The sequence below is a fragment of the Spirillospora sp. NPDC052269 genome, assembly GCF_040679435.1.
Classification (GTDB): Bacteria; Actinomycetota; Actinomycetes; order Streptosporangiales; family Streptosporangiaceae; genus Spirillospora.
Genome location: NZ_JBFAUU010000017.1, coordinates 92,585 through 117,678, shown reverse-complemented (window position 1 = coordinate 117,678; position 25,094 = coordinate 92,585). Strand labels below are relative to the sequence as shown.

General features: G+C 71.8%; 22 protein-coding genes. 9 read left to right on the top strand and 13 right to left on the bottom strand.

Annotated elements, in window-relative coordinates; translation table 11 throughout:
• Window positions 1-35: 35 nt before the first annotated feature.
• Entirely contained in the window at window positions 36-1,451 is a 1,416-nt protein-coding gene (locus tag AB0L06_RS32260) for a purine-cytosine permease family protein (protein WP_500234915.1), read from the bottom strand.
• A 103-nt stretch (window positions 1,452-1,554) separates the two neighbouring features.
• Window positions 1,555-3,063, bottom strand: a complete 1,509-nt coding sequence (locus tag AB0L06_RS32255) for an acyl-CoA synthetase (protein WP_500234914.1) — start codon at window positions 3,061-3,063, stop codon at window positions 1,555-1,557.
• Between the two features lie 96 nt (window positions 3,064-3,159).
• Here AB0L06_RS32255 and AB0L06_RS32250 point away from each other — a divergent pair, with 96 nt between their 5' ends.
• From AB0L06_RS32250 to AB0L06_RS32230, 5 genes are all read left to right on the top strand, one after another.
• On the top strand, window positions 3,160-3,792 hold the full coding sequence (locus tag AB0L06_RS32250; protein WP_500234913.1) for a uridine kinase family protein: 633 nt from the start codon (window positions 3,160-3,162) through the stop codon (window positions 3,790-3,792).
• A gap of 93 nt (window positions 3,793-3,885) precedes the next feature.
• Window positions 3,886-4,260: an FKBP-type peptidyl-prolyl cis-trans isomerase gene (locus AB0L06_RS32245; RefSeq protein WP_500234912.1), complete on the top strand. Its 375-nt coding sequence runs from the start codon at window positions 3,886-3,888 to the stop codon at window positions 4,258-4,260.
• A gap of 163 nt (window positions 4,261-4,423) precedes the next feature.
• The gene (locus AB0L06_RS32240; RefSeq protein WP_500234911.1) at window positions 4,424-5,494 is read left to right on the top strand and encodes an ABC transporter ATP-binding protein; all 1,071 of its coding nucleotides are present in this window, start codon (window positions 4,424-4,426) and stop codon (window positions 5,492-5,494) included.
• Window positions 5,491-6,321, top strand: coding sequence for an ABC-2 transporter permease (locus tag AB0L06_RS32235; RefSeq protein WP_500234910.1), 831 nt, complete (start codon window positions 5,491-5,493; stop codon window positions 6,319-6,321). Before AB0L06_RS32240 ends, AB0L06_RS32235 begins: the two co-directional genes overlap by 4 nt.
• Window positions 6,322-6,463: 142 nt before the next feature.
• Window positions 6,464-7,315, top strand: coding sequence for a polysaccharide deacetylase family protein (locus AB0L06_RS32230; protein ID WP_500234909.1), 852 nt, complete (start codon window positions 6,464-6,466; stop codon window positions 7,313-7,315).
• A gap of 11 nt (window positions 7,316-7,326) precedes the next feature.
• Here the strand turns inward: AB0L06_RS32230 and AB0L06_RS32225 are convergent, their stop codons facing one another.
• Both AB0L06_RS32225 and AB0L06_RS32220 read right to left on the bottom strand, forming a co-directional pair.
• On the bottom strand, window positions 7,327-8,769 hold the full coding sequence (locus AB0L06_RS32225) for a uracil-xanthine permease family protein (RefSeq protein WP_500235036.1): 1,443 nt from the start codon (window positions 8,767-8,769) through the stop codon (window positions 7,327-7,329).
• A 104-nt stretch (window positions 8,770-8,873) separates the two neighbouring features.
• Window positions 8,874-11,072: a PucR family transcriptional regulator gene (locus tag AB0L06_RS32220; RefSeq protein ID WP_500234908.1), complete on the bottom strand. Its 2,199-nt coding sequence runs from the start codon at window positions 11,070-11,072 to the stop codon at window positions 8,874-8,876.
• 204 nt (window positions 11,073-11,276) lie between these two features.
• On the opposite strand from AB0L06_RS32220, the gene AB0L06_RS32215 reads away from it, so the two are divergent.
• The 3 genes from AB0L06_RS32215 to AB0L06_RS32205 are packed head-to-tail and all read left to right on the top strand — an operon-like array spanning window position 11,277 to window position 14,413.
• Window positions 11,277-12,239, top strand: a complete 963-nt coding sequence (locus tag AB0L06_RS32215; RefSeq protein WP_500234907.1) for an oxamate carbamoyltransferase subunit AllH family protein — start codon at window positions 11,277-11,279, stop codon at window positions 12,237-12,239.
• 36 nt (window positions 12,240-12,275) lie between these two features.
• Window positions 12,276-13,193, top strand: a complete 918-nt coding sequence (locus AB0L06_RS32210) for an aldose 1-epimerase family protein (RefSeq protein WP_500234906.1) — start codon at window positions 12,276-12,278, stop codon at window positions 13,191-13,193.
• Entirely contained in the window at window positions 13,190-14,413 is a 1,224-nt protein-coding gene (locus tag AB0L06_RS32205) for a DUF6986 family protein (RefSeq protein ID WP_500234905.1), read from the top strand. Before AB0L06_RS32210 ends, AB0L06_RS32205 begins: the two co-directional genes overlap by 4 nt.
• A gap of 43 nt (window positions 14,414-14,456) precedes the next feature.
• On the opposite strand, the gene AB0L06_RS32200 is transcribed toward AB0L06_RS32205, so the two are convergent.
• The 6 genes from AB0L06_RS32200 to AB0L06_RS32175 all read right to left on the bottom strand — a co-directional run bounded on the left by AB0L06_RS32200 (window position 14,457) and on the right by AB0L06_RS32175 (window position 20,792).
• Window positions 14,457-15,863, bottom strand: a complete 1,407-nt coding sequence (locus AB0L06_RS32200) for an FAD-dependent oxidoreductase (protein WP_500234904.1) — start codon at window positions 15,861-15,863, stop codon at window positions 14,457-14,459.
• Window positions 15,864-16,089: 226 nt separating this feature from the next.
• Window positions 16,090-17,943 carry a GmrSD restriction endonuclease domain-containing protein gene (locus AB0L06_RS32195; RefSeq protein WP_500234903.1) on the bottom strand — a complete coding sequence of 618 codons (1,854 nt, stop codon included), beginning with the start codon at window positions 17,941-17,943 and terminating at the stop codon, window positions 16,090-16,092.
• Between the two features lie 6 nt (window positions 17,944-17,949).
• Window positions 17,950-18,654, bottom strand: a complete 705-nt coding sequence (locus AB0L06_RS32190) for a GIY-YIG domain-containing protein (RefSeq protein ID WP_500235035.1) — start codon at window positions 18,652-18,654, stop codon at window positions 17,950-17,952.
• Window positions 18,655-18,659: 5 nt separating this feature from the next.
• Window positions 18,660-19,139, bottom strand: a complete 480-nt coding sequence (locus tag AB0L06_RS32185; protein WP_500234902.1) for a YaaA family protein — start codon at window positions 19,137-19,139, stop codon at window positions 18,660-18,662.
• A gap of 417 nt (window positions 19,140-19,556) precedes the next feature.
• A complete protein-coding gene (tmk, locus tag AB0L06_RS32180) occupies window positions 19,557-20,231 on the bottom strand; it encodes a dTMP kinase (RefSeq protein WP_500234901.1) in 675 nt (224 codons plus the stop codon).
• A gap of 87 nt (window positions 20,232-20,318) precedes the next feature.
• Window positions 20,319-20,792, bottom strand: coding sequence for a TetR family transcriptional regulator C-terminal domain-containing protein (locus AB0L06_RS32175; protein WP_500234900.1), 474 nt, complete (start codon window positions 20,790-20,792; stop codon window positions 20,319-20,321).
• Here AB0L06_RS32175 and AB0L06_RS32170 point away from each other — a divergent pair.
• Window positions 20,679-21,296 carry a Rossmann-fold NAD(P)-binding domain-containing protein gene (locus AB0L06_RS32170; protein WP_500235040.1) on the top strand — a complete coding sequence of 206 codons (618 nt, stop codon included), beginning with the start codon at window positions 20,679-20,681 and terminating at the stop codon, window positions 21,294-21,296. The two genes, AB0L06_RS32175 and AB0L06_RS32170, sit on opposite strands and share 114 nt — an antisense overlap.
• Window positions 21,297-21,411: 115 nt before the next feature.
• On the opposite strand, the gene AB0L06_RS32165 is transcribed toward AB0L06_RS32170, so the two are convergent.
• The 3 genes from AB0L06_RS32165 to AB0L06_RS32155 form a co-directional block, all read right to left on the bottom strand.
• Complete coding sequence (locus tag AB0L06_RS32165) at window positions 21,412-22,659, bottom strand: MFS transporter (protein ID WP_500234899.1); 1,248 nt, start codon at window positions 22,657-22,659, stop codon at window positions 21,412-21,414.
• Between the two features lie 28 nt (window positions 22,660-22,687).
• Window positions 22,688-24,292 carry a glycoside hydrolase family 13 protein gene (locus tag AB0L06_RS32160; protein ID WP_500234898.1) on the bottom strand — a complete coding sequence of 535 codons (1,605 nt, stop codon included), beginning with the start codon at window positions 24,290-24,292 and terminating at the stop codon, window positions 22,688-22,690.
• Window positions 24,293-24,405: 113 nt separating this feature from the next.
• Window positions 24,406-25,038 (bottom strand): TetR/AcrR family transcriptional regulator, encoded by a 633-nt coding sequence (locus tag AB0L06_RS32155; protein ID WP_500234897.1) that lies wholly within the window; start codon window positions 25,036-25,038, stop codon window positions 24,406-24,408.
• Window positions 25,039-25,094: the final 56 nt, after the last annotated feature.

Below are 25,094 nucleotides of genomic sequence, written 5' to 3'. Positions count from 1 at the left end.
GGGCGGACGGTTGGACGGGGCGGTTGCGGAACCGGTCAGTTGGACGAGGCGGCGACGGGCGCGGGCGCCCGGCGGCGGGACAGCACCAGGTAGAGGCCGCCGGCGACGACCACGCCCGCGAGCCATGACAGGTCGATGCCGCCGAGGGCCTTGGCGCCGGGGCCCTGCAGGGCCTCCGGGATGCCGTACTGGAAGGTCCAGGTGGCCAGCGCGCCGAGGAGGAAGGAGACGACTGCGTCCCAGCGGATGTCGCCGAGGCGGGACGATCCGGGCGGGTCGTAGAGGGCTTGGATGTCCACGTTCTGCCGCTTGACGACGTAGAAGTGGACGGCCATGACCGCGGCCCACGGGACGACCCAGGTCACGAGGCCGGCGAGCCAGGCGTCCAGGGTGTGCGCGAAGTCCTCCTGGAAGATCAGGAGGATCGTGAAGGCGGCGGCGAAGATCCCGACGCCGTAGGAGACGGCGCGGCGGGACACGTTCCAGTCGACGGTCTGGGCGGCCAGCGAGCAGGAGTAGACGTTCAGGATGTTCGTCGCGATCGGGCCGTGCACGACCAGCAGCAGCACCGGGATGGCGAGCGCGCCGAACGAGTCGACGATCATCTTGCCGGGGTCGGTGTTCTGGCTGACCGTGGCGAGGGACGCGCCGAGCACGCCGAGCCACACGACCGGGACGAACTGCCCGAGCACGCTCGACCAGTAGAGCTTGCGGCGGCTGACGCTCTCCGGAACGAACCGGGAGTAGTCGGACGCGTAGGCGAACCAGGTGATGCCCCAGCCGACGCCGATCGCGGTCATGACCGTGGTCATGGCCGAAATCCGGTTCTTGCCGGCGAGGTGCGCGCCCGGAAAGTCCCAGTGCACCCCGGTCTTGGTCCAGGCGACGGCGGTCATCGCGGCGAGCACCACGAGGGTGATCGGGACCGTCCACTTCTCGAACGAGGCGATCGCCTTGAACCCGGACGCCGCGATCCCGACCTGCAGGCCCATGATCAGCACGACGACGGCGATCTTCAGCGGGGTGCCGGCGCCGTGCACGCCGAGCTGCCCGAGCAGGGCCATCACCAGGTCCAGGACGATCCAGGTGTTGACCGCGCACCAGCCCGCCGACATGACGCCCTGCAGGGCGGCCGGGAGGTAGGCGCCGCGGCGGCCGAACGCGGACCGCGCCAGGACCATCTGGGTGACGCCGGTCCGCTGTCCCATCAGGACGAACAGCCCGAACACCGACATCCCGAGGACGTTGCCGGCGACGAGCACGGCGATGGTGTCGGTGAGGCTCAGCCCGAGCTTGATCCCGAGGGCGCCGAGCACCCAGTTGATCGGGGCGATGTTCGCGCCCGCCCAGATCCAGAACTGGTGCAGGGCGGTCGAGCTGCGAGCCCCGGGCGGGACGGGCTCCAGCGAGTGGGTGTGGTCAGCGGCCGGGGCGGGGTGCGTGCTTGTCATCTCGAGCGTTCAGCCTAGCGGGAATACTGGGCGGAAAGTACCGCTCCGTCCGTGATGTCCGCCCTGGTGAACGGCATGATCAGCCGCCTCTGGGTGACCGTGGTCACGGGGTCAGGCGGGTCTTCACGACCTTGCCCATGGCGTTGCGCGGCAGGGACTCCACGAGGTGGACGGCCCGGGGCCGCTTGTGGGCGGAGAGCCGCTCGGCCACGAAGTCGATCAGGCCCTTCTCCCCGACGCCGCCGTCGCCATCGCCGTCGCCCTCGCCGTCGTCCTCAAGGACGACGAAGGCCGTGACCTGCTCGCCGAGGTCCTCGTGCGGGACGCCGACGACGGCGGCCTCGCGGACGGCGGGGTGCGCCAGCAGCGCGTTCTCGACCTCGCCCGCGCCGATCCGGTAGCCGCCGCTCTTGATCAGGTCGGTGGACGCGCGGCCGACGATGCGGTGCCGTCCGTCCGGGTCGACGACCGCGATGTCGCCGGTGCGGAACCAGCCGTCCGGGGTGAACGCCTCGGCGGTGGCGTCCGGGCGGCCCAGGTAGCCGTCGAACAGGGTCGGCGCGGAGACCTCCAGGCCGCCGGGCGTCTCGCCGTCGGCGGGCACCGGCGCGCCGTCCTCGCCGACCAGGCGGGTGCGGACGCCGTGCAGCGGGAAGCCGACCGCGCCGGGGACGCGGTCGCCGTCCGCGCGGGCGCTGACCGTGATGAGGGTTTCGGTCATCCCGTACCGCTCGACGGGACGGTGCCCGGTGAGCTCGGCGAGGCGCTCGAACACCGGGACGGGCAGCGGCGCGCTCCCCGACACGAGCAGCCGGGCCCCGCGCAGCGCGGCGGCGGCCTCGGGGTCGCGGGCGACCCGCGACCACACCGTCGGGACACCGAAGAACAGCGTTCCACCGTCGCGCGCCGCGTCCGCGTAGGCCTGAGGCGTGGGACGTCCGGTGTGGACGAGCGGCGACCCGGCCCGCAGCGGCCCCAGCACGCCGAGCACCAGCCCGTGGACGTGGAACAGCGGCAGTCCGTGGACGAGGGTGTCGTCCGCCGTCCACTCCCACGCCTCGGCGAGCGCGTCCAGCCCGGCGGCGACGGCCGCGCGCGAGATCAGGACGCCCTTCGGCGCCCCGGTCGTCCCGCTCGTGTACAGGATGAACGCGGTCGAGCCCGGGTCCGTCCCCGGCGAGGCGGCGGTGCGGGGCGTCCGCACGACGTCGGCGCGGTCCGGTGCGGAGGCGACGTGCCGGCCGTCGGGGGTGCCTGACGGGCGGAGGCGGTCGACGGCGACGAGCGGCGGGACGTCCGGCCCTTCGAGAGCGGCGCCGGACGCGGCCAGCAGGTGCGTCGCACCCGAGTCGCGCAGGATGTGAGCGCGCTCGTCCGGACCGGAGTCGGGCGGCAGCGGCACCACGGGGACGCCCGCGAACAGCCCGGCGACGACGGCCGCGACGGTCTCCAGAGTGGGGGTCGCGTGCACGGCGACGGCCCGCGCGTCCCGGATCTCGGCGGCGATCGCGACCGCCCAGGCGCCCAGCGCCGGACGGGTCAGGGCGCGTCCGGCCACGGTGATCGCGGGACGTCCGGGGGCGTCCGGGCGGGGTCCGCCGAGCAGGTCCATCGGGCGCGTCCCTTTCGCGTCGGTCCGGGGAGGACGGGAAACACCCGGCAAAGGGCGCGCCCGCCGATGCGGGATCAACCGGCATCTGCTGGAAGTATGCCGTCCGTGACGGACGCTCCGACGACCTACCCGGCCCTCGCGGACCGGCTGCGCGCCCTGCCCCCGTCGGCCGGGCCGGTGCGGCTGGTCGCCGTCGACGGGCCGAGCGGGTCCGGGAAGTCCACGTTCGCGCCGCGGCTCGCGGCGGCGCTCGGCGGTCCGGGCAGCGCGCCGGGCGGGGTGCCGCTCGTCCGGTCGGACGACTTCCACGTGCCCTGGGACGCCGATCCGCTGACCTGGTGGCCGCCGTTCGAGCGGGACGTCCTGGCCCCGCTCACCGCCGGACGCCCCGGCCGCCTGCGCCGCTACGACTGGCACCGCGACGTCTACGGGCCGCCCGAGGAGCTGCCGCCCGCCGGGACGCTGGTCGTGGAGGGCGTCGGCGCGGCCTGGCGCGGCTCCCCCGCCGCGTTCCGGATCTGGGTGGACGCGCCGCGCGACCTCCGCCGGGCCCGCGCCCTCCAGCGCGACGGCCTCGCCTACGCCAGCGCCTGGGACGAGTGGTCCGAGCGCGAGGCGCGCCACTTCGCGTCCGACCGCACCCGCGAGCGCGCCGACCTCCTCGTGGACGGCACCGCCGTGGCGGGCCCCGCGTTCCACGCCGTCCGCCCCGACGCGGACGTCCCCTGAGAAACGGGACCGGTCCGCACAAGGCCGCTCGCAGGGCCGACTAGGCTGGCCGGGTCCCTAATCGACCCATGAGAAGACGGGTGGAGCCAGCAGATGGCGCTTGAACGTCCCGAGATCGACTTCCCCGAGGGCCAGCCCCCGCAGAACCTTGAGATCACCGACATCACGGTCGGGGACGGCAAGGAGGCCACCAAGGGCTCGACCGTCTCCGCGCACTACGTCGGCGTGTCCTTCTCGACCGGCGAGGAGTTCGACGCGTCCTGGGGCCGCGGCGCGCCGCTCGACTTCCCGCTCGGCGCCGGCCGCGTCATCAAGGGCTGGGACATGGGCATCGCGGGCATGAAGGTGGGCGGCCGGCGCAAGCTGGTCATCCCGCCGCACCTGGCCTACGGCAGCCACAGCCCGTCCCCCAAGATCGGCGCCAACGAGACCCTGATCTTCGTGGTGGACCTCGTCGACGTGAACTAGGACGTCACTCAGGTCGACGGAAGGTACCGGGCACGGAGGGACGAACCCCCGCCCCGAACCCCCTGAAACCACGCTTCAACGGCGGGCAATCCGGGAGCCAAATCCTGCTCCGGGTGCCCGCCGTCGCCGTTTCCGGAAGGGAACGGGTCGGTATCAGCCCAGCATGATCACGGCGCGCGGGCTGACGAAGCGGTTCGGTGAGAAGACGGCCGTCGACGACGTGTCGTTCACGGTCGAACCGGGCCGGGTGACCGGGTTCCTCGGCCCGAACGGCGCGGGCAAGTCCACCACGATGCGGATGATCCTCGGCCTCGACCGTCCGACCGGCGGGACCGTGACGGTCGCCGGCGTCCGCTACGCGCGACTCGGCGCGCCGCTGCACGAGGTCGGCGCCCTGCTGGACGCCCAGGCCATGCACGGCGGGCGCAGCGCCTACAACCACCTGCGGTGCCTGGCCCGCAGCAACGGCATCCCGACCCGGCGCGTGGACAGGGTGCTGGAGCTCGTCGGCCTCCGGTCCGTCGCGAAGAAGCCCGCCAAGGGGTTCTCGATGGGCATGGGGCAGCGGCTCGGCATCGCGGGCGCGCTGCTCGGCGACCCGGCCGTCCTGATGTTCGACGAGCCGGTGAACGGCCTGGACCCCGAGGGCATCGTGTGGATCCGGACGCTCATGCGGAGCCTGGCCGCCGAGGGCCGGACGGTGTTCGTGTCCAGCCACCTGATGTCGGAGATGGCGCTCACCGCCGACCACCTGATCGTGATCGGACGCGGCCGGATCCTGGCCGACACGTCCGTCCGCGAGTTCATCGAGACCAACGCCACCAGCCATGTGCGGGTGCGTTCGCCGGAGCTGGCCGAGCTGGGGCCGCTGCTGGCCCGGCGGCACTGGCGCGTCGAGGTCGACCCGGACGGCTCGCTCCGCGTCTTCGGGGCCGACCCCGCCTCCATCGGCGACGTCGCCGCCGCGGCCGGGGTCCGGCTGCACGAGCTGTCGCCCGTCCGGCCGTCCCTGGAGGAGGCGTTCATGCGCCTGACCGGCGACACCGTCGAGTACCACGCGGGCGGCCTGCACGAACACGAGGCCGAGGACGAGGCGGTGGGCGGGCCACCGCCGGACGACTTTCCCCAGGACTCCCCGCCGGGCGGGCCTCCCCCGGGATCGCCGCCCGACGAGGGCCCCTCGGGGCCGCCGGCGTCCGGGCCGACCGGCATGTGGGAAGGAGGACGGTCATGACCGCGGCCGAAGCCCCCGACGCGGCCGAACGGCCCGGCACGCGAGGGCGTCCGGCCACCTTCGCGGACGCCGTCGCCTCCGAATGGATCAAGATCCTGACCGTCCGGTCCACGTTCTGGACGCTGCTCGCCGGGCTCGTGGTGACGATCGGGCTGAGCGGCCTGCTGGCCCTGGTCTTCGTCTCCGCCTACGACAACCTGACCCCGCACGACAAGCTGCAGTTCGACCCGACCGCCTACGGGCTGGTCGGCATCCAGTTCGGCATGGTCGCGTTCGGCGTCCTCGGTGTGCTGGTCATCACCGGCGAGTACGCGACCGGGATGATCCGGACGTCCCTCACCGCGGTCCCGCGCCGCGCCCGGCTGTTCGCGGCCAAGGCGCTGGTGCTCGGCGTGGTCGTGCTGATCGTCGGCGAGATCGTGTCGTTCGCCGCCTACTTCCTGTCCCAGCTGATCTTCGCCGACAAGAACCTGAACGAGGGCCTCGGAGCGCACGGGGTGCTGCGCGCGGTCATCGGCGGCGGCCTCTTCCTGACCCTGATCGCGCTGTTCGCGCTGGCCTTCGGGGCGCTGCTGCGGCACACCGCGGGCGCGGTCACGACCGTCCTCGGCCTGCTGTTCGTGCTGCCGATCGTCGCCTCGTTCCTGCCCGGGACCTTCGGCGAGACGGTCCGCAAGCTGATGCCCTCCGCGGCCGGCGGCGCGGTGATGGGCACCCGGCCGTCCCGGGACCTGCTGTCGCCGTGGACCGGCCTCGGGCTGTTCGCGCTCTACACGGCCGTCCTGCTGATCGTGGCCCTGGTGCTCTTCCAGAAGCGGGACGCCTAGCCCCACCCGGCCACGGCTGCTGCCGACGAGAGTTCGGACACAGCTCTGCAACAGTGGTGCGTCGGTGTCTCACCCGTTGCCCTGACGTGATCAGATATGTCCGATCTGATTGGCCTGAACGTACGGCACGGGGGACGCGGGGATGCGTGGCGGTGTTCCGAAGGGGTACACGGCGGTGGCGGCGGCGCTGGGGATCGCGGCCGGCATCTGGCCCGCGGTGTCGGCGCTTCCGGCCGGGGGCGGCGGCGACGGCGCGAAACTGCGCACCGAGCTGACCACGGCGCTCGCCGACCACCAGTGGGAACGGCCGAAGCCCGGCTCCTGGACGCCGCCCCAGCCGTCCGCCGACGGCCTGCCCCCGGTGATCAGCAAGATCAACACTCAGGACCGCGTGGTGTTCCTGACGATCGACGACGGCTACGAGTACGACCCCGAGTTCGTGAACATCGTCCGGAACGAGAGGGTGCCGATCCTCACGTTCCTGACCACGACGTACGTGCGCGGGCACGGCCAGTACTTCTGGGCGCTGCGCAACGCGGGCTCGCGGATGGAGGACCACACGGTCACCCACCCCGACATGAAGACGCTCCCGCTGGACGCTCAGCAACGGCAGATCTGCCAGTCGTCCGACACGATCGCCAAGCAGTACGGGCGGCGGCCCCAGCTGTTCCGCCCGCCCTTCGGCTCCTACAACACCGCGACCCGGCAGGCCGCGAAGGCGTGCGGCATCAAGTCGATCCTGACCTGGACGGCCGAGTTCTACAACGGCACGACCGGCCCGGGCGTCGGCTTCAACGGGTTCGCGCGCGGGGACGGCCTGGGCAAGGGATTCCGGCCCGGCGACATCGTCCTGATGCACTACCGGAAGGGCCTGGCCGGGGAGTTCCGGATGCTGCTCGGCTGGATCCGGCAGCAGGGCTTCCGCCCCGCCGCCGTCCAGAACTACCTCCCGCGCTCCCTGGGCGGCGAGGCCCCCGACACCCCGCCCGCCTGACCCGCGCCGGGCTACTCGGAGGAGCGGCGGACGTCGCCGCCGATCTCCCGCTCGCCGGGCGCGATGATGCCGCCGCCGTTGTCGCTCGGACGCCGCACCGCCAGGTTCAGCAGGTGGTAGCCGATCAGCAGGACGACCGTGCCGAGCGCGATGCCCTGCAGCGGGAAGCCGTCGGTGATGTGCAGCGTGACGTTCCCGATCGCCAGGATCATGCCCGCCGCGACCGGGACGAGGTTGACCGGGTCGCCGAAGTCCACCCGGTTCTCGACCCAGATCTTGGCGCCGAGCAGGCCGATCATGCCGTACAGGACGACCGTGATGCCGCCGAGCACGCCGCCCGGGATCGCCGCGACCAGCGCGCCGAACTTGGGGACGAACCCGACCGCGATCGCCACGACCGCCGCCACCCAGTACGCGGCCGTCGAGTAGATGCGGGTCGCGGCCATGACGCCGATGTTCTCGGAGTAGGTGGTCGTCGGCGCGCCGCCGACCGCCGTCGCGAGGGTGGTGGTGAACCCGTCGGCGGCGAGGGCGCGGCCGATGTACGGGTCGAGGTCGTCGCGGGTCATGGCGGCGACGGCCTTCACGTGCCCGGTGTTCTCGGCGATCAGCGCGATCACGACGGGCAGCGCCAGCAGGATCGCCGACATCTTGAAGTTCGGGCCGTGCAGGTGCGGCAGCCCGACCCAGTCGGCCGACTTCACGGCCGAGAAGTCCACGCGGTCGTGCGGGAACGCGGTCGCGACGCAGTACGGGCCCTCCGTCGGGCACGGGTGGCCCGACGCGTCCAGCAGGTTCCGGCCGCCCTGGACCGAGGTGACCTTGCCCGCGGTCTTGTCCAGCACCCAGGACAGCCCGAAGCCGAACACCAGCGCCAGCAGGACGTTGATCCGCGCCCAGAAGCCGCGCAGCAGCACCGCGCTGAGCACGGCGAACGCCATCGTGCCGATCGCGACCCACTGGTCCTGCGGGAAGTAGACGTTCGCGACGACCGGCGCGAGGTTGAAGCCGATCAGCATGACCACGGCGCCCGTGATGACCGGCGGCAGCACCGCGTGCAGCACCTCCGATCCGAGCAGGTGGATGACCAGCCCGACCACGAGCAGCGCGACGCCGACCCAGAGGATCGCGCCGGTGACCGTCCCGGAGTCGCCGCCCGCCGCGCGGATCGCCGCCGCGACCCCGACGAACGACGCGCTCGACCCGAGGTAGGACGGCACCCGCCCGCTCGTGATCAGCAGGAACAGGATGGTGGCGACACCGGACATCATGATCGCCAGGTTGGGGTCCAACCCCATCAGCACCGGGAACACGAACGTGGCGCCGAACATCGCCACCACGTGCTGCGCCCCGATGCCCGCGGTGCGCGGCCAGGACAGCCGCTCGTCCGGGCGGACGACCTCCCCCGGCGGCGGCGTCTTCCCGTCGCCGTGCACCTTCCAGCCGAACCCCATCCAGAACTCCATTCTCGTTAACGCTACGTGAACGAGAATGCCGCACCCAGGCCCCGCCGCGCACCACCGGGGGTGGCGCAGCGGCCGGGGCCCGCACGCGGTCGCTAGATCCCCCGCATCCTCAGGACGTGCAGTGCGAGGGTCAGGTTGAGACGAAGGTGGGCGTCCTCGGTGAACGGTCCGAGCAGCCGCTCCAGCTTCCCGATGCGGTAACGCAGTGTGTTGTAGTGGAAGTGCAGCCGCCGAGCGGTCTCGGCGACGTTGAGGTTGGTCTCCAGGAGCACCTGGAGCGTCCGGCGCAGGTCCACCAGCTCCGGCTCGTCGTCGGCGGCCAGGTCCCCGAGCGTCTCGCGGACGAACGCGTGCAGTTCCTCCGGATCCGGGACGAGGCTGAGCAGCCGGTACACGCCGAGCTGGTCGAAGTGCGCCCGCGCGCCGTCGCCGTGCAGCTGCCGTCCGACCCGGACGGCCTTCAGCGCCTGCTCGTAGGCCTCCGGCAGCCGGGCCGGCGACACGACGGTGCGGCTGATGCCGGTCGAGAAGCTCCTGCGGACCGAGGTGTGCTCGGCGAACAGCGCGGCGGCCTCCTTGACCAGGGTGTGGACCGGTCCACCGTCCACGTCGGGATCGTCGCCGTCCGCGCCCACCACGGCCACGACCTCGTGCGCGAAGCTGGCCACGGCCGCGCCGCGGTCGTGCCGCCGCACCGCCGCCGCCCAGGCCGCGGCGAGCCGCTCCTGCGTCGCCCGTTCCTCGGCCCCGCGCCCGCCGCGCGTCGCCGGGCCGCCGCCACCGGGCCGTCCGGTGGCCGCGCGCGTGCCGCGACGCCCCGGGCCGACGTCGGCCCCGGCGCGTCCAGGACCCACGTCGGAGGCCGCGCGTCCCGGACCGACGTCCGAGACCGCCCGGCCAGGGGCGACGTCGACCGCGGCACGGCCGCCGACATCGTGCCCGCCGCGTCCGGACGGATCGGTCGTGCCGGTGGCACTCCGGGAGCGTGGGGAGCCGTTCGGTTCGAGGGTCCGGGTGGCGCGGACGGCGTCCACCGGAAGAGGCAGGTCGGCGATCGGGAGGTCGTCGGAGTCGCCGAACGGGTCCGGCGCCAGGGACCGGACGGTCTCCGGCTCGGCCGGAGCGGTGTCGGGTCTTCGGACGCCGGTGGGACGAGCCGCCGTCGCGGACGCCGGTTCCGGGTGGCCGTCCGCCTTGACCGCACGGCCGCGGCCCCGGGACTCGGCCCCCGGACGCGCCGGACGGGCCTGACCGTTCTGCGCGCCCTGCCCGGCCTGGTCGGGTTCGGGCCGGGGACGCCCGTCCAGTTCGGCGACGATGACCACGATCGGACGGTCGAGGTCCCAGCCGAAGCCGGAGCAGTGCGCGATGACGCGGTCGTCGTCTCCGGCGCGTCCGGCGAGGATGTCGCGGAGGAAGTCCGCGCGGTACTTGCTCTCGACGGCGGCGACGGCCTGCTGCTTGGTCACCACCAGCGCCGCGACGGTCGCGGCGCGTTCCAGGATGCCGAGGGCGCCCTCGGCGAGCGCGCCGTCCGGACGGTAGGCGACCAGGCGGCCGTGGTCGAAGCCGCCCGCGACGACCGGGACGACCAGGTGGTCGCCCTCGGCCGGGACCGGCGGCCCCGTGTCGCCGCGGAGCGCGAGCGCCCGGACGGCCCGGATCTGGTCCTCGGTGCCCGTGGCGGCCAGGACGCGGCGCTCGCCGTCCAGCACCGCGACGGACGCGCCGAGGTGTGCGGCGACCTCGTCCACGACCTCGCGCAGCCCGCCGCCGCAGAGCACGGTCTGCACGAGCGCGCGGTGCACCTCCTCGGTGCGGGCGAGGACGGCGGCCTGCCGGTTGAGGATGTCGGTGAGCACCTGGTTCATGACGTCGTCGAAGCCGACGTCGGCGGGGAGCAGGATCAGGGGGAAGCCGCGCCGGTCGGCCTGCTCGACCATGTCCGGCGGCGGCTCGGCCAGGTAGCGGCCGGGCTTGATGGCGAGCGCGGCGACCCCGCGCTCGTCCAGGTCCCCGACCAGGCAGTCGAGGCCGCGCGGGGTGCCGCGCAGCGGGTAGCCCGTGGTCAGGAGCAGCTCGTTGGGCTTGACCCACGGAAGGAAGTCGGGGGTCTCCATCACGTTGAGCCGCTGCACCACGCGTCCGAGTCCGGCACGTCCGGCGATGAGCCGCGCGCCGGCGAGAGCCGGGACTTCGAGGACCTCGCCGACCGGCAGGCCCCGGGTGAGGGTGCCGGTGCTCGCGAACCGGTGGGCGGGTGGGCCCGTGTTCACGCGGATGTCACTCATGCAGGTGTCACCTCGCCTTTGACGGTCGATCGCGGAGGGGGCGCGATCGATACCGATTTCGCGATCAACCCTGACAACAAAGACGAACCATGACAAGCATCCTTGGCAGCTTTTCCCATACGCCCCTCGAGCACAGGGGTCTACGGTCACCGAGAGGCTCGGCCCGCAACGACGCGGGCCGGCGGACGAGTACCGGGAGGCTGGGTGGGCGTGCCGGTCCGCGAACCGCTTCAGCCGACGGCCCTGCAGGGCCCCGCCACGGCCGGTGCGGCGGCGCTCCCCCTGCGCAGGCTGCTGGACGCCCCGAGACGTCCGGCGCGCGTGATCGCGGTCTTCCCGGCGGCGGTGTACCTCGAGGTCAGAGGCGTCCCCGAGCCCCGCGTGCTGGCCGTCGTCACCGAGGGCGCGGTCCGCCTCCCGAACGCCGTCGTGCTGGTCGTCCCGGCGCGGGAACGGCCCTTCGCGGGCATCCGCGAGGGGGCCGAGGCGTGGATCGGCGAGGGACGGGTCGAGACGTGCGGGTTCCGGGTCAAGGCCCGCCGCTGGTGGGATCCGACGCCGGTTCTGGCCGCCATGACGCCCGCGGCCCTGACCCGCGGAATCCACTCGCTCGAGGTCGCGCTCCGCGACGCGGGACCGGCCGCGGCGGGCGGGCTCGCCGGGCACCGCGGCCCCGCCCTGCTCGCCGAGGCGTGCGCCGAGGGCGACCTGGCGGGCGCGGTCGAGGCGGCCGGGCGCATCGTCGGCCTCGGCCCCGGGCTCACCCCGAGCGGCGACGACGTCATCGCCGGGCTGCTGGTCGCGTCCCGGCTGCTCGGACGGGCGGTACGCGGCGGCGAGCGGGCCGTCTGGCTGGCCGACTGGCTCGGCGCGGCCGTCACCGAGGACGCCGACACCCGCACCACCGCGCTCGCCGCGACCCTCCTGCACTGCGCGGCGAAGGGCCAGGCGGGCGGCGAGGTCGCGGCCGTCCTGCGCGGCGTCGCCGGGCACGAACCGCCCGGTCCGGCCGTCCGGCGGCTGCTCACCGTGGGCCACACCTCCGGCGCGGACCTCGCCTGGGGCGTCCTCGCGGGCTGCCGCGCCGCCCTCGCCCTGGCCGCCCGCGTCGGCGCCGCCGCGGGACGCGCGGACCCGGCCGCGAGGCGCGTCGACGCGACCGCGTGACGGGCCTGGTGATCAACTCGGGATAACCTGCCGCGCATGAGCGAGCAGCGTCCCCTGACCGGAACCCAGCACATCCTCACCGCGGGCCCCTACCGGGCCGTGGTGACCGAGGCGGGGGCGAGCCTCCGCGCCCTCACCCTGGACGGGCGGGACCTGGTCCTGACGCACGACGCGGACACGCTCGCCCCGGCCGCCTTCGGCCAGCTGCTCGTCCCGTTCCCGAACCGCGTCGACGGAGGCCGGTACACCTTCGGCGACGCGTCCTACCAGCTCGCCCTGACCGAGCCGAAGTTCGGGAACGCCATCCACGGGCTCGCCCGCTGGTCGGCGTGGACGGCCGCCGACCGGGCGGACGACCGCGTCACGCTCACCCTCGACATCCCGGGCGCGCAGGGCTACCCGTTCCGCCTGGCCCTCACGGCCGAGTACGTCCTGGACGCGGCGGACGGCCTGACCGTCACCCTCACCGCCGAGAACACCGGCACCCGCCCGGCGCCGTACGCGCACGGCGCCCACCCGTACCTGACCGTCGGCGTCCCGATCGACGAGTGCACGGTCACGCTCGACGCCGAGCGCTTCCTGCCCGCGGGCGAGCGGATGATCCCGCTCGACGCGCCCGTCCCGGTGGACGGCACCGACCGCGACCTGCGCGGCGGCGTCCTCATCGGTGACCGGGAGATCGACAACGCCTACACCGGCCTCGCCCGCGACGAGCGGGGCCGCGCCTGGGCGCGCCTGACCGGAAACGGACGGACCGTCGCGCTCTGGGCGGACGCGGCGCACCCGTGGCTCGAGGTGTACACCGCCCACACGATCCCGGCCGAGCACCGCCGCCGCGGCCTCGCCGTCGAGCCGATGACCGCGCCGCCGAACGCGTTCGTCACCGGAACGGACCGGATCGTTCTCGCTCCGGGCGCCCGCACGGGCGGTTCATGGGGGATCATGGCGGAGTGAACCTCAGCGTGCCCTCGATCGAGGACCTGTCCGCCCGCGTCGCCGCGATCCGCGAGACGCACGCCGGAGTCTTCCCCGGCCCCGCCGAGGGACGGCAGCCGGTGCACACCGTCTACGTCCCGGCCGACCGCTTCTCCCCCGGCACCGCCGCCGAGTACGGCGCGGAGGCGCTGCGCCTGCTGACGGCGCACGCGCCGGGCGCGGGGTCGTTCGGCACGGTGTTCGGACTCGACCCCGCGATCGCGGGTGCGGTGCACGAGCGCGTCGCCGCCAAGCTCGCGGGCGAGCCGGTCGAGGACGTCCGGATCGACTTCGAGGACGGTTACGGCGTCCGCTCCGACGCCGAGGAGGACGGCCACGTCGCGCAGGCCGTGGAGTCGGTCGCCGCCGCCTACGAGGCCCGCACCCTGCCGCACTACTGGGGGCTGCGGGTCAAGTCGTTCGCCGACGGCGGGCACGAGCGGTCGATGCGCACGCTGGACGCCTTCCTCACCGCGCTGCGCGACCGCCTCGGACGGCTGCCCGGCGGGTTCACCATCACCTTCCCGAAGGTCGTGATGGCCGAGCACGTCACGGTCTTCACCGACTACCTGGAGCGGCTCGAGGGCGCGCTCGGCCTGCCCGGCGGCATCCTCCGGTTCGAGATCCAGGTCGAGACCACCGAGGCGATCGTCGACCACGAGGGCCGGATCGGGCTGCGCGGCATCACCGCCGCCGCGCGCGGCCGGATGACCGCCGCGCACTTCGGCGTGTTCGACTACACCGCCGCCTGCGACCTGCCGCCCGAGCGGCAGCGCCTCGACCACCCTGCCTGCGACTTCGCCCGCAACGTCATGCAGGTGACGCTCGCGGGCACCGGCGTCCGCCTGTCGGACGGCTCGTCCAACGCCGTCCCGCGCGACGACACCGCCGCCGAGATGCAGCGCGTCTGGACCGAGCACGCCGGGCACGTCCGGCACTCCCTCGCGAACGGCTTCTACCAGGGCTGGGACCTGCACCCCGCGCACCTGCCGAGCCGCTACGCCGCCGTCTACGGCTTCCACCTCGCGGGCGTGGACGACGCCGTCGCCCGCGTCCGCGCCTGGCAGGAGCAGACCGCCGCGGGCAAGGAGGGCGGCGTCCTGGACGAGCCCGCCACCATCAGGGCCCTGACCGCCCGCCTCCAGCGCGCCGTCGACTGCGGCGCCATCGACCCGTCCGTGCTCCCGCCGGCCCCGTAACGGCCCGGTGGCCCGGTTCGCCCCGGGCCACCGGACCGCGGCGTCACAGGGTGTTGAGCACCTCGTTGAGCGCCTCGGTCGAGCTGGGGTGGGTGTAGATCGCGTCGCGCAGCTCGCTCGCGGTGACGTCGTGCCGGAGGGCGAGCGCGACGGTGTTGATCATTTCCTGCGAGTCGACGGACAGCAGCGCGGCGCCGAGGACGAGGTCGGTGTCGGCGTCGACGACGACCTTCATCAGGCCGCGGGTCTCGCCGACGATGCGCGCCCGGGGCATGGCCGCGATCTGGGCGACCGGCTTCCTCGCGACCTTGACCCGGTGGCCCGCCTCGCGCGCGGCCTTCTCGGTCAGCCCGACCGTGGACAGCGGCGGCGTCACGAACGTGGTGTTCGGGACGGCACGACGGTCCTTCGTGCTCCGCTTGCCGGTTCCCACCAGCTGGTCGGCGACGATGCGGTGGTCGTCCAGGGAGATGTAGGTGAACTGCGGTCCGCCGTTGACGTCGCCGATGGCGTAGATGTGCGGCTGACTCGTCCGCAGGTGCTCGTCGACCGCGACGGCGCCCCGGTCGGTGAGTTCGACGCCCGCGGCGTCCAGGCCGAGTCCCTCGGTCGCGGGCGCGCGCCCGACGGCCGCCAGCACCCGGTCCACCACTACCTCGCCCTTGGCGCCTTCACCGACGTAGCGGACGACCGCCCCGCCGTCGGTGTCCTCGACCTCGGTGACGGTCGCGCCGGTCACCACGGTGATCCCCTCGTCGGCGAGGATGCCCGCGAGGGCCGCGGCGACGTCGTCGTCCTCACGTCCCACCAGCCGCGGCGCGGCCTCGAGGACGGTCACCTCGGAGCCGAAACTCCGGTACATCTGCGCGAACTCCAGGCCGAGATACCCGCCGCCGACGATGGCCAGCCGCCGAGGCAGCTCCGAACCGCGCAGCATCTCCGTGCTGGTGGTCAGATGGGCGCTTTCCCGGAGCCCGGGAATCGGCGGCACCACGGGAACGGCGCCGGTGTTCACCACGATCGCGTCCGCGGAGATGAGCAGCCGGTCGTCCCCCGCGCTCACCTCGACCGTCGTCGGGCTCAGGAAACGCGCCTTCCCCGTGACGACGGTGACGGTGTCGATGCCGTCGAGCATTGCGAAGTTCTTCTGGTTCAGGAAAGCGGTCAGCTCGTGGACGTCACGCGCGTTCTTCTCGAACCACGCCGCCGGATCGTCGATTCCGGGCCGCTCCTGGGAGCGGTGCACCAGCGCCTTGGACGGCACGCAACCGATGTTGATGCACGTCCCGCCGTACATCTGGTCGGACTGCTCCACCATGACGACCCGTTGCCCCCTGCGGCCGAGCACACCCGCGAGCGTCTTCCCACCCTTCCCAAAACCGATCACCAGCAGATCGGCCTGAAGCCCGGAACCGCCCCCGACAGCCGCCACGCCCGTCAATTCCGCCATGCCACCGACCCCACTTTCAACAAGCTGCGTCGAGAAGCGGCCACGAATCACCGACCGCACCGACCTGTGGTTCGACCAGCAGCAGAAGCAGGGTGGGTATTCCCTTCGACCCGTGGACGTCACGAAGGAGCGTTACCCGTCGCTCACGGAGTGCAACTTCCACTGGACGCTCCAGGCGGGATTCGGGAGACGATCCTGGCCGCGCGCAGCGGGTGGACCGGTGCCGTCAGACCTCCAGGTCATCGAGGTCGGGTATGACGGCGACGTCCTCCGGGTCGAATTTCTGCAGTTCTTCCTCGGCGTCGCCGTCCTGCATGTCGTTCTGCACGGGCTTGCCGGTCGCGGCTTCGATGACGTCCACGAGCTTCTCCAACCGCTTCTTGAAGAAGCCGTCGAAGTCGTTCGCACGCAGTTCGCCGGCATCCACCAGATGAGTGGCGAGGAGGGCGTCAAGCTGCCCCGCCACGATGCCCGCCTTCTTCTCGATCTTCGGCAGGTACATCGAGGGCGCGGCCCCACCGATGGCACGGTTGGTCTCCGCAGATAGCGGCGTCTTGTTGACGATGCTCTCCCGCATGGCCGGATCGATGCCGTGATCAAGGCACCACTTGAACGGGAAGATGTGGTGGATGTCGACCGCGAGCTCGACGTACTGGACCTTGTCCAATGACTTGTCGTACATCCAGTCCTTGGCGCCCTGGGACAGGACGAGGGCATAGATCCCCTTGTACGCCGCCGCATTCCGGGTCCGTAGCGACAGAAGGCGGGAGGCCGCGAAGGTGCAGTCCGCGACCGTCCGCGGGGCGGTGGTCTCGATGCCCCGCGCCCAGCCTGGAACGGACTCCACGTCGCGCGCGAACCGAGTCTCGATGGCGGAGCCGTAGAGTTCGCCGAGGATGCCGCACCAGAACCACTGGGTGAGCTTGGCTCGCACCCCGTACAAGTCGGCGTCGCCGCCGAGGACGACCTTGAGCGCGGCGAGCGGCACGAGCTGCTTCGGGTAGGGCAGGAACCTGACATCGAAGATGTGCTGGTCCGCGAGGAAGGTCGCCGTCCACATGAACGCATCGCGAACCGGTTGCACCCACTCGAGGTAATCGTCGAGCGTGAGCTTGAGCAGATCCTCCTTCCTGGCCGAGACCGCGGACGGCCGCCCCGAGCCGCCCTCTTTCGCTCGCTTGAGACTCGCGAGCAGACTCACCGCCTGGAGGAAGTCGGTGTTCTCGACGGCCGCCAGCACCGAGTGCGCGGCGAACAGCTTCTGGGTCTCCTGCCAGTCGTCGTTGAGACGAAAGTCGGTCCCATGCGTGTCGTAGTACTTCTTGTCACCGGCGAACGTGGCGGTGAGGAGCTCGAACACGTTGAGAGGCAGGCCGCCCGTGTTCACCTTCTCGAACACGGTGGCGACGGCCGATTTGCTGGTCGTCTCGTCGAGTTCGATGGCCGGGATGTTGTAGATGGAGCAACGTTGTATGACCTCGGCGTGGAAGACGGCCGCCTGCTCTTTGTCCTCACAGGCGAAGAGCCAGGTGACGGTCTCCGCCTCGCCGAAGAGCAGCCTGACCGGGAAGTATCCATGCGTCCGTTCGTTCTCGGGCGTGGACAGGTCGAGGACGACGTCCTTGCCGAAATTGCTGCGCAGCACGCCGTCGCCGGGCAGGGAGTGGACGGCCTCGTCGATCCGGTCCTCGCCTAGCAACGCGGTCGGCATGTGCACGTAGTAGCGGCGCTCCATGAGCTTGCCCCGACTGTCCTTCGTGTGCACGACGCCGTCGCCGGCGAGGGCCTGGGTGAGGGAGGTCAACCGCTGCTGTCCGTCGAGCAGCAGCCAACGGGGTTCGGTGTTCTCGGGAAGGACGACCCCCTCGACCGGGCGCGGCTTGAAGCGGATCTGGTCGTTCCCCGTCTTCAGCATCATCACGACGCCGAGCGGATGCCCTCGCAGGATCGTGACGAGGAGTTGGCGGATCCGCTCGTCCTCCCATTTGTAGCCCCGCTGGAAGTCAGGAAGCTGGACATCGCCACTCGTCGTCCACTTGAGGTACTTGGCCAGCTCATAGAGGGGAGTCTGGAAACCCACGGTCTCTCATCCTTGTCGAGGGGTTGCCTTCAAGCGGGCTTCAATGAGATCCAGGAAAGCGGGCTCGTAGACGTCGTCCACGTGCTCGCTGTTCCACAATCCGGATCTGCGAACGTTCTCGTTTTCCGCGTCCAGGCCGAGCCAGCCGGGACTGATCGGGTGGATACCGCCGTTGCAGCGGGACAGCAGGGAGATCGAGTTGGCTCGTATCGATATGCGTTGCTCGCGGTCGGGCACATCGAGCCAAATCAGCGGCATGGCACCGATGCGGTCGCTCACAGCGCGCTCAAGCGGGTACTCGGCTTCTCGCTGCGCGGGACTCACCATCTTCTGGCCCCAGGACATCTGCACCTCGTCCGACCACTGGCCGTCCTGCAGCAGCGCGCTGCCGACGTGCTGCCGGAATATCGATCCGCGGTGATTGCCCACTCCTGCATTGCCGCCGCGCACCGGACCCCGGTGTTGGGTGAGCCTGGTCCAGAAGGTCGCCTGCGATGTGGCCCTGAGTGCATGGCTGCCCACGCGCACGACCCGAAGCCGGCTCTCCCCGGCTCGGGCCTGACCGTCTTCGAGGAAGAACTCCACACCGTGCTGCGGCCACCCGTCAGTCGGGGCGCAATCCTTGAGCAGCCTCGGTCCGCCGAGCCGTCCGGCCAACTCGTCGAGTACGGCGTAGAACCGGTCGGTATCCAGTCGACGATGTTCTCGCATGACGCTCACCCCAAAGGCTCCACCGCTGCACCTTCCGGATACCTGTCGGCGAGGTGGCCCTGCCAGAAGCAAGCGAAGGCCTGCCCGAGCAGACGCGGCACCTTACCCGAGGCTCCCTTCTCCACGCCCTTGACGGTCACAAGGAACGCGTTGACTCCTGTCCGTTCCCAGGGCGTGCGCCGGACGAGCTTCGCGTAGTCGGAGCTGCCGGCCGCGAAAGCCACGACCGACGATACGTTCCGACGTCGCACTTCGCTGATCAGAAGGTCTTCGAGAAGGCCGGCCGGCCAGTCCGACAGGCGCATGACCTTGTCGTAGTCGCCGATCGGCTCTCGCGGGTGCAACAGTCCGTACCCGCCACTGAGGATGAGCAAGGGAGCTTCCCGAGCCACAGCATCCCGCAGCCGGTCTCCAGCCTTTGCATAGAAGCCGCCGTTGTAGCGACGCCACGCGGGCATCAACCGTCGTTCATCCACGTTCGTCATTGAGCGGATGCGCCGCCGTGCCGCGAGAAGCGAGGAGGGCCACGGCTCAGAGCTACAGTTCTCCGAGTCCCCACCGGCTCTTTTGCTCTTCGAGCACGGGATCAACACAAGAGTCCGGCTGTCGGTGAGGCTCTGAAGCATCTCCAAACCGTCGTCCGCCGCGACTGCGTTCTCTGCGCGAGCTGCCGGGGACTCCCCGAGGCGGGGCCGGTCGGCCCATCCGCTGCTTTCACTTGGCACGATGCTCCGCCTTCCAAATGCGACGGCACTTCCACATCAGGCGACCTGAAGCCAAGGTGCCATGATGTCGCCTACTGCGCTACCGGAAAGCCCATTTCCCGAATCGTGACGGTCCGCGAAGCGGTCAAGATGTTCGGCGGGTGATGAAGGCCCACGGGTCTCCGCCGCCCTCGCGGATCACGTGAACGGTGAAGGAGTATCGGTCGGATGCGAGTCGGCTCCCGGGGACGGTGGTAGGTGTGCGCCGCCGGAGGCCAGCGTTCGCACGGCCCAGAACACCCGGTTCGCCAGGGACTTGGCCGGGGTGGACGTGGAGTCCAGGACGAGGGTGGGACCGGTGAGCCGTTCGGCGAGGTCGGCGAAGGCGGCCACCTCGCGCGCGGGTCGCCTGACGTCGTCCCCGAACCGGCCGGGCGTTTCCTGTTCCCGGAGGCGGCGCGTGATCTCGGCGGGGTCGCAGGTGAGGATGACCGCCAGGTCGGGTGCGGGCGCGTACGTGTTGAGGTGCGCGACGTACTCGGCCGGGACGTGGTCGAGGGTCTGCAGGACGTGCGAGGACGGCGTGTACCGGTCGCAGATGACGGTCACGCCGCTGTCGAGCGCGGGCTGGATCTCGGTCGTGAGGTGGTCGAGGCGGTCCGCGGCGACGAGGCACGCCAGCGTCAGCCCCCGGTAGTGGGTGCCGGTCCGGATGAGATCCCCGACCGCGCCGGTCGAGGGCTCGGCGGTGTTCAGAACCAGGTGGCCACTGCGGCGCAGGAGCTTGGCGGCGGCTTCGGCGAGGGCCGACTTCCCGGCCCCGCCGGGACCGTCGATCGACACCAGCAGCCCGCGCTTGGCAAGAGTGGCCATGCGACCTCCTTCAACCGGACGTACCGGGCGTGCGATGGTGCTCGCCGGCTTCGGTGAGCACCACTTGTTCGACGCGGCGGTCGCCGATCAGGTGGGCAGTCCCGCGGCGTGGCGCATGGCGGTGCGGGCGCGGGACGGGGCCGTGGGGTCCTCGAGCAACTGGATCTCCTGGTTGAGCACCATGTACAGGCCGACCAGCGTCGCGACGACCTCTTCGGCGGGACGATACGGACCCGGCAGTTCGGCCCGGGCCGCGGTGACCTCCGCGGCCAGCGCGCGGCGCTGGGACGCGGCGATCTCGCGCAGCCGGTCACGCAGCCGCCCCGGACGCCCGTCCAGCTCGGACGAGGCGGACGTGATGAAGCAGCCGCCCGGGAACGGGCAGTCGGCCAGATAGCCCACCCACCCGTCGATCAGCCGGCCGAGGTCCGCTCCCGCGAGACCGGGATGCGCGGAACCGACATGGTGGACGCGGAGGGCCGCAAGACCGGCGAGCTTCCCGCCGAGGCGTTCGCCGGAGGGCTGGAGGTCCCCAAGAAGGACCTCACCCGCATCCTGCACCGCATCACCGCCGACGACGTCCGCTACGTCTTCGGCGACTCCATCAGCGCCCTCGCCCAGGACGAAGCGGGCGTGCGGGTCGAGTTCGAGAACCACCCGTCGGGCGTCTACGACCTGGTCGTCGGCGCGGACGGGGTGTACTCCACCGTCCGCCGCCTGGCCTTCGGGCCGCACACGGACTTCGTGCGGCACCTGGGCATGTCCGGGGCCGGTTTCACCACGGCCAACCACCTCGGGCTGGACCACCAGGGCCTCCTGATGAGCGCCCCCGGACGCGCGGTCTACCTGTTCAGCGGCGCCGAGCCGGACCGCCTGACCGTCAGCCTGTCGTTCGCCACCGACTCCCCCGACATCGACCTGCGCGACCGCGCCGAGCAGGAGGACCTGGTCCGGCGGACCTTCGCCGGCGCGGGCTGGGAGATCCCGCGGCTGGTGAAGGAGATGGGCGAGGCGACCGACTTCCTGTTCTCCTCGGCCTGCCAGGTCGAGATGTTCGGCGGCTGACGGCCCTTCGCGGTTCGACCTCCGCGCAGGGCACCGGTCCCGGGGACTCAGCCCGGGACCGGTACGGCACCGAGGCCGGGCCGTCGCGTCGCGTCCACCGGTCGGCGCGCGGCCGTCAGGGGACCGATCGGATTCTGCGGACGAGGAGGGAGCCAGCCAGGCAGATGGCGGCGGCGGCGAGGTACAGGGTGGTGTAGCCGCCGGTCGCGGCGACGATGGGTGCGGCGATGGCGGGGGCGAGGACCTGGGGCGCGGCGCCGGCGATGTTGATGACGCCGAGGTCGCGGCCGTGGTCTTCGGCGGTGGGGAGCACGTCGGTGATGAGGGCGAAGTCGACGGAGGTGTAGACGCCGTAGCCGATGCCCAGGATGAGGGCGGCGGCGATCGCGCCGGGCCAGGTCTGGATGGTGGCGAACAGCACGGTCGCGGCGGTCATGATGATCCCGGCCCAGACGACGAAGGCCTTGCGTTCGCCGGTGCGGTCGGACCAGATGCCGCCGATCAGGGCCGCGATCAGGATGGTGAGGGCGTCCAGTGCGGTGAGGATCAGGACGCCGGTGTCGGCGTCGCCGCGGTAGTGGACGGTGTCGGTCAGGTAGTAGAGCAGGTACATCGTGCAGATGGAGTTGCCCAGGTTGATCAGGAAGCGGGTGAGCCACGCCCATCCGAAATCGGGGTAGCGGCGGGGCGAGCGCCAGAACCCGGCGAGGAACCGCCTCCACTGGAAGGGCGGGCGTTGCGCGCGGTCCAGTCGCAGGTCGCGTCGCATCAGCAGGTAGGGCACGCCGGCGATGACGGAGAACAACGCGCAGGCCAGGTATCCGGTGGTCAGGCCGCCGGCGACGGTGGCCAGCCCGGTGCCGATCAGGACGCCGACGATCGCGGCGACGCCGATGCCGGCGCCGACCGTGCCGCGCTGGCGGGTCGGCACCTGGTCCGGGACGGCCGCGGTCAGCGCGGCGTAGGCGGCGTTGGAACCGATCTGGACGACACACCAGCCGATCGCCATCACCGGCGCCGACGGAGCCCGGGCGAGCACCGCGAGGCCGGCGGCGGCGACCGCGAGACCGAACGCCACCCAGGGGATGCGCCGGCCGACCCGGGCGACGGTCCGGTCGGACAGCGCCCCGAACACCGGGTTGGCGATCAGCGCCGCGGCCGCGCCGAGACCGGTGACCAGCGCGAGCGTGGAGGTCTTGTGGTGCGGAGTGAGTTGCGCGGCCTGCTTGGCCAGCAGGAGCTGCAGCGGGCCGAACCACGCCACGCACAGACCGAGGTTGGCGCCGGTCAGCGCGGCGACGAATCCCCTGCCGGCCCTCCGGGTGGGTTCGGTTCCGGCGGGGGGCTGGGCGAGTGCGGTCACCGGGCGCTCCCGGCCGGGAGCCGGTCCGTCATTTCGCGAGGTCCAGCCAGACCGCCGTGTCGGGGGGCAGGACGCCACCGTCCAGCGGTTCACTGGCCAGGAGGACGCGCAGGTGCGCCGGCAGCGTCACCGGCTGCTCGCCGACGTTGAGGACGCAGGCGAAGCCTTCGCCTCGGGTGAAGGCGAGAACGTCGGCGTCCGGGACGGTGTCCAGCCAGGCGAACGCTCCGTTGATGTGGTCGCGCCGCAGCCGCAGGGCCTGCCGGTAGAGGGTGAGCATCGAGCCGGGGTCGGCCTGCTGGGCCTCGGCGGTCAGCTCCGCCCAGTCCGGCGGCTGGGGAAGCCAGGTGTCGACGGGCCGGTCGGCGAATCCGTACGGCGCGCGCCGTCCGGCCCAGGGCATCGGCACGCGGCAGCCGTCACGGCCGATGAAGGCACCGCCCATCCTGATGAACATCGGGTCCTGGCGCAGTTCGTCCGGGATCGTCAGGTGCTCGGGCAGCCCGAGTTCGTCGCCCTGGTAGATGTAGGTGGAGCCGGGCAGTGCGAGCAGGAGCAGCGCGGCGGCCCGCGCTCTGCGGGTCCCGAGCGCCCGGTCCACCTCCACCTCGCCGCGCAGCACTTCGGCGGTGGGGTTGCGGACCAGCGCCTGGTCGATGCCGAGCCGGGTGACCGCCCGGGGGACGTCATGGTTGCCCAGCGCCCACGGTTGCGCGTGCGCCAGGGGAAGCGACCGGCCGATCACCGCGCGCAGGTCCGCGGCGTCCCAGGGAGTGGCCATGAAGGTGAAGTTGAACGCCTGGTCCAGTCCGTCGCCGGCCAGGTACTCGCGCTTGAGTTCCTGATCGTCGAGCCAGATCTCCCCGATCATCACGCGGTCGCCGGGGTAGGACTCGAGGATCTCCCGCCAGGTCCGGTAGAGCGGAAAGAGTTCCTTCTGGTGCTTGTAGGGCGGCGTCTCCTTGGCCGGCGTCCACTCCAACTGCTCGGCGACACCGTCGGGCGGCGTGGTGTCGGGCAGGAGTTCGTCCTTGAACAGCATGTCCGCCACGTCGATGCGGAAGCCCGCCACGCCGCGGTCCAGCCAGAACCGCAGGGTCTCCTCGAACAGGGCGACCACGTCGGGGTGACGCCAGTTCCAGTCGGGCTGGGCCGCGTCGAAGAGGTGCAGGTACCACTGCCCGTCGGCGACCTGCGTCCAGGCCGGGCCCCCGAACTGCGACTGCCAGTTGTTCGGTGCGTCGCGGAAGATGAAGCGCTCCCGCTCAGGACTGCCGGGGCCCGCCGCCAGTGCCTCGGCGAACCAGGGGTGAGCGGACGAGCAGTGGTTGGGCACGATGTCGACGATCACCTTGATGTCCGCGGCGGTCGCGGCGGCCAGCAGGTCGTCGAAGTCGGCCAGCGTCCCGTAGCGGGGATCGACATCGCGGTAGTCGGCGACGTCGTACCCGCTGTCGGCCATGGGCGAGGGATAGAAGGGGCTCAGCCAGACCGCGTCCACACCCAGGTCCTTCAGATACGGCAGACGGGCGCGGATTCCCCGCAGATCCCCCTCGCCGTCGGCGTTCGCGTCGGCGAAACTCCGCGGATACACCTGGTAGACCACCGCGTCACGCCACCACGGATCAGTCACTGCGCCACCTCCGGCTCGGCGAAACATGACGAGGCGCCACATTAGAACATGACGACATGTCACGTTTCAATGGGATGAAGTAGCACGTCAGCCGTTTCGGCGCAGGAAGGAGCTCAGTCCCGTTCGGGAGAGGCCACCTCGGTGAAGTAGAGGCGGATCAGCCTGTGCGCGAGGTCCAGCATGGGCACGTCGCCCGTCGGCGAGATCACGAAGGCCCGCTTGAGGGCCACGCTTCCGATCTCGATCGCCAGGCTGACCATCCGCATGGGATCCGGCAGAGGCGGCAGACCGGCCTCCCGCGTGGCGAGGTCGTACAGCGCCTCGACCAGCGCGTCACCGCCCTCCGGGCTGGAGCCCGGCGGCAGAAAGGTGTGGCCGGTCACCCGGGAGTCCCCGAAGTCCATGACGGAGAAACCCGGCACGGTCCTGCGCATGTCGAGCGTCTCGTCCATGACCATCTCCGCGGCCGACGGCCAGGTGAGCTCGACACCCTCGCGCAGATGACCACGCAGCCGATGGAGCAGCAGGTCCATGTTGCGCATGGCGAGGGCACGCAGCATGCCGGTCTTGCCGTCGAAGAACTGGTAGATCGTCCCGGTGGGCACCCCCGCCCGGCGCGCCACCTCCACCGCGGTCAGATCGTCGTAGCCGACCTCGTCCAGCAGGTGCGCGCACGCGTCCAGGATCCTCGCGACCCGTTCGATACTCCGCTGCTGCACCGGACGCCGCCGCACCCCCTCAGCCATCCCCACTCCCCGAACCCTCCCAGCCCTCTCGGCCGATCACCTTCCTGTTCACATTA

Excerpts from the sequence above, each read along its gene's own strand:
- AB0L06_RS32260 (WP_500234915.1), bottom strand. The coding sequence starts at position 1,451 with ATGACAAGCACGCACCCCGCCCCGGCCGCTGACCACACCCACTCGCTG.
- AB0L06_RS32255 (WP_500234914.1), bottom strand. The coding sequence starts at position 3,063 with ATGGACCTGCTCGGCGGACCCCGCCCGGACGCCCCCGGACGTCCCGCG.
- AB0L06_RS32250 (WP_500234913.1), top strand. The coding sequence starts at position 3,160 with ATGCCGTCCGTGACGGACGCTCCGACGACCTACCCGGCCCTCGCGGAC.
- AB0L06_RS32245 (WP_500234912.1), top strand. The coding sequence starts at position 3,886 with ATGGCGCTTGAACGTCCCGAGATCGACTTCCCCGAGGGCCAGCCCCCG.
- AB0L06_RS32240 (WP_500234911.1), top strand. The coding sequence starts at position 4,424 with ATGATCACGGCGCGCGGGCTGACGAAGCGGTTCGGTGAGAAGACGGCC.
- AB0L06_RS32235 (WP_500234910.1), top strand. The coding sequence starts at position 5,491 with ATGACCGCGGCCGAAGCCCCCGACGCGGCCGAACGGCCCGGCACGCGA.
- AB0L06_RS32230 (WP_500234909.1), top strand. The coding sequence starts at position 6,464 with ATGCGTGGCGGTGTTCCGAAGGGGTACACGGCGGTGGCGGCGGCGCTG.
- AB0L06_RS32225 (WP_500235036.1), bottom strand. The coding sequence starts at position 8,769 with ATGGGGTTCGGCTGGAAGGTGCACGGCGACGGGAAGACGCCGCCGCCG.
- AB0L06_RS32220 (WP_500234908.1), bottom strand. The coding sequence starts at position 11,072 with ATGAGTGACATCCGCGTGAACACGGGCCCACCCGCCCACCGGTTCGCG.
- AB0L06_RS32210 (WP_500234906.1), top strand. The coding sequence starts at position 12,276 with ATGAGCGAGCAGCGTCCCCTGACCGGAACCCAGCACATCCTCACCGCG.
- AB0L06_RS32200 (WP_500234904.1), bottom strand. The coding sequence starts at position 15,863 with ATGGCGGAATTGACGGGCGTGGCGGCTGTCGGGGGCGGTTCCGGGCTT.
- AB0L06_RS32190 (WP_500235035.1), bottom strand. The coding sequence starts at position 18,654 with ATGCGAGAACATCGTCGACTGGATACCGACCGGTTCTACGCCGTACTC.
- AB0L06_RS32185 (WP_500234902.1), bottom strand. The coding sequence starts at position 19,139 with ATGACGAACGTGGATGAACGACGGTTGATGCCCGCGTGGCGTCGCTAC.
- tmk (WP_500234901.1), bottom strand. The coding sequence starts at position 20,231 with ATGGCCACTCTTGCCAAGCGCGGGCTGCTGGTGTCGATCGACGGTCCC.
- AB0L06_RS32170 (WP_500235040.1), top strand. The coding sequence starts at position 20,679 with ATGCGCGGAACCGACATGGTGGACGCGGAGGGCCGCAAGACCGGCGAG.
- AB0L06_RS32155 (WP_500234897.1), bottom strand. The coding sequence starts at position 25,038 with ATGGCTGAGGGGGTGCGGCGGCGTCCGGTGCAGCAGCGGAGTATCGAA.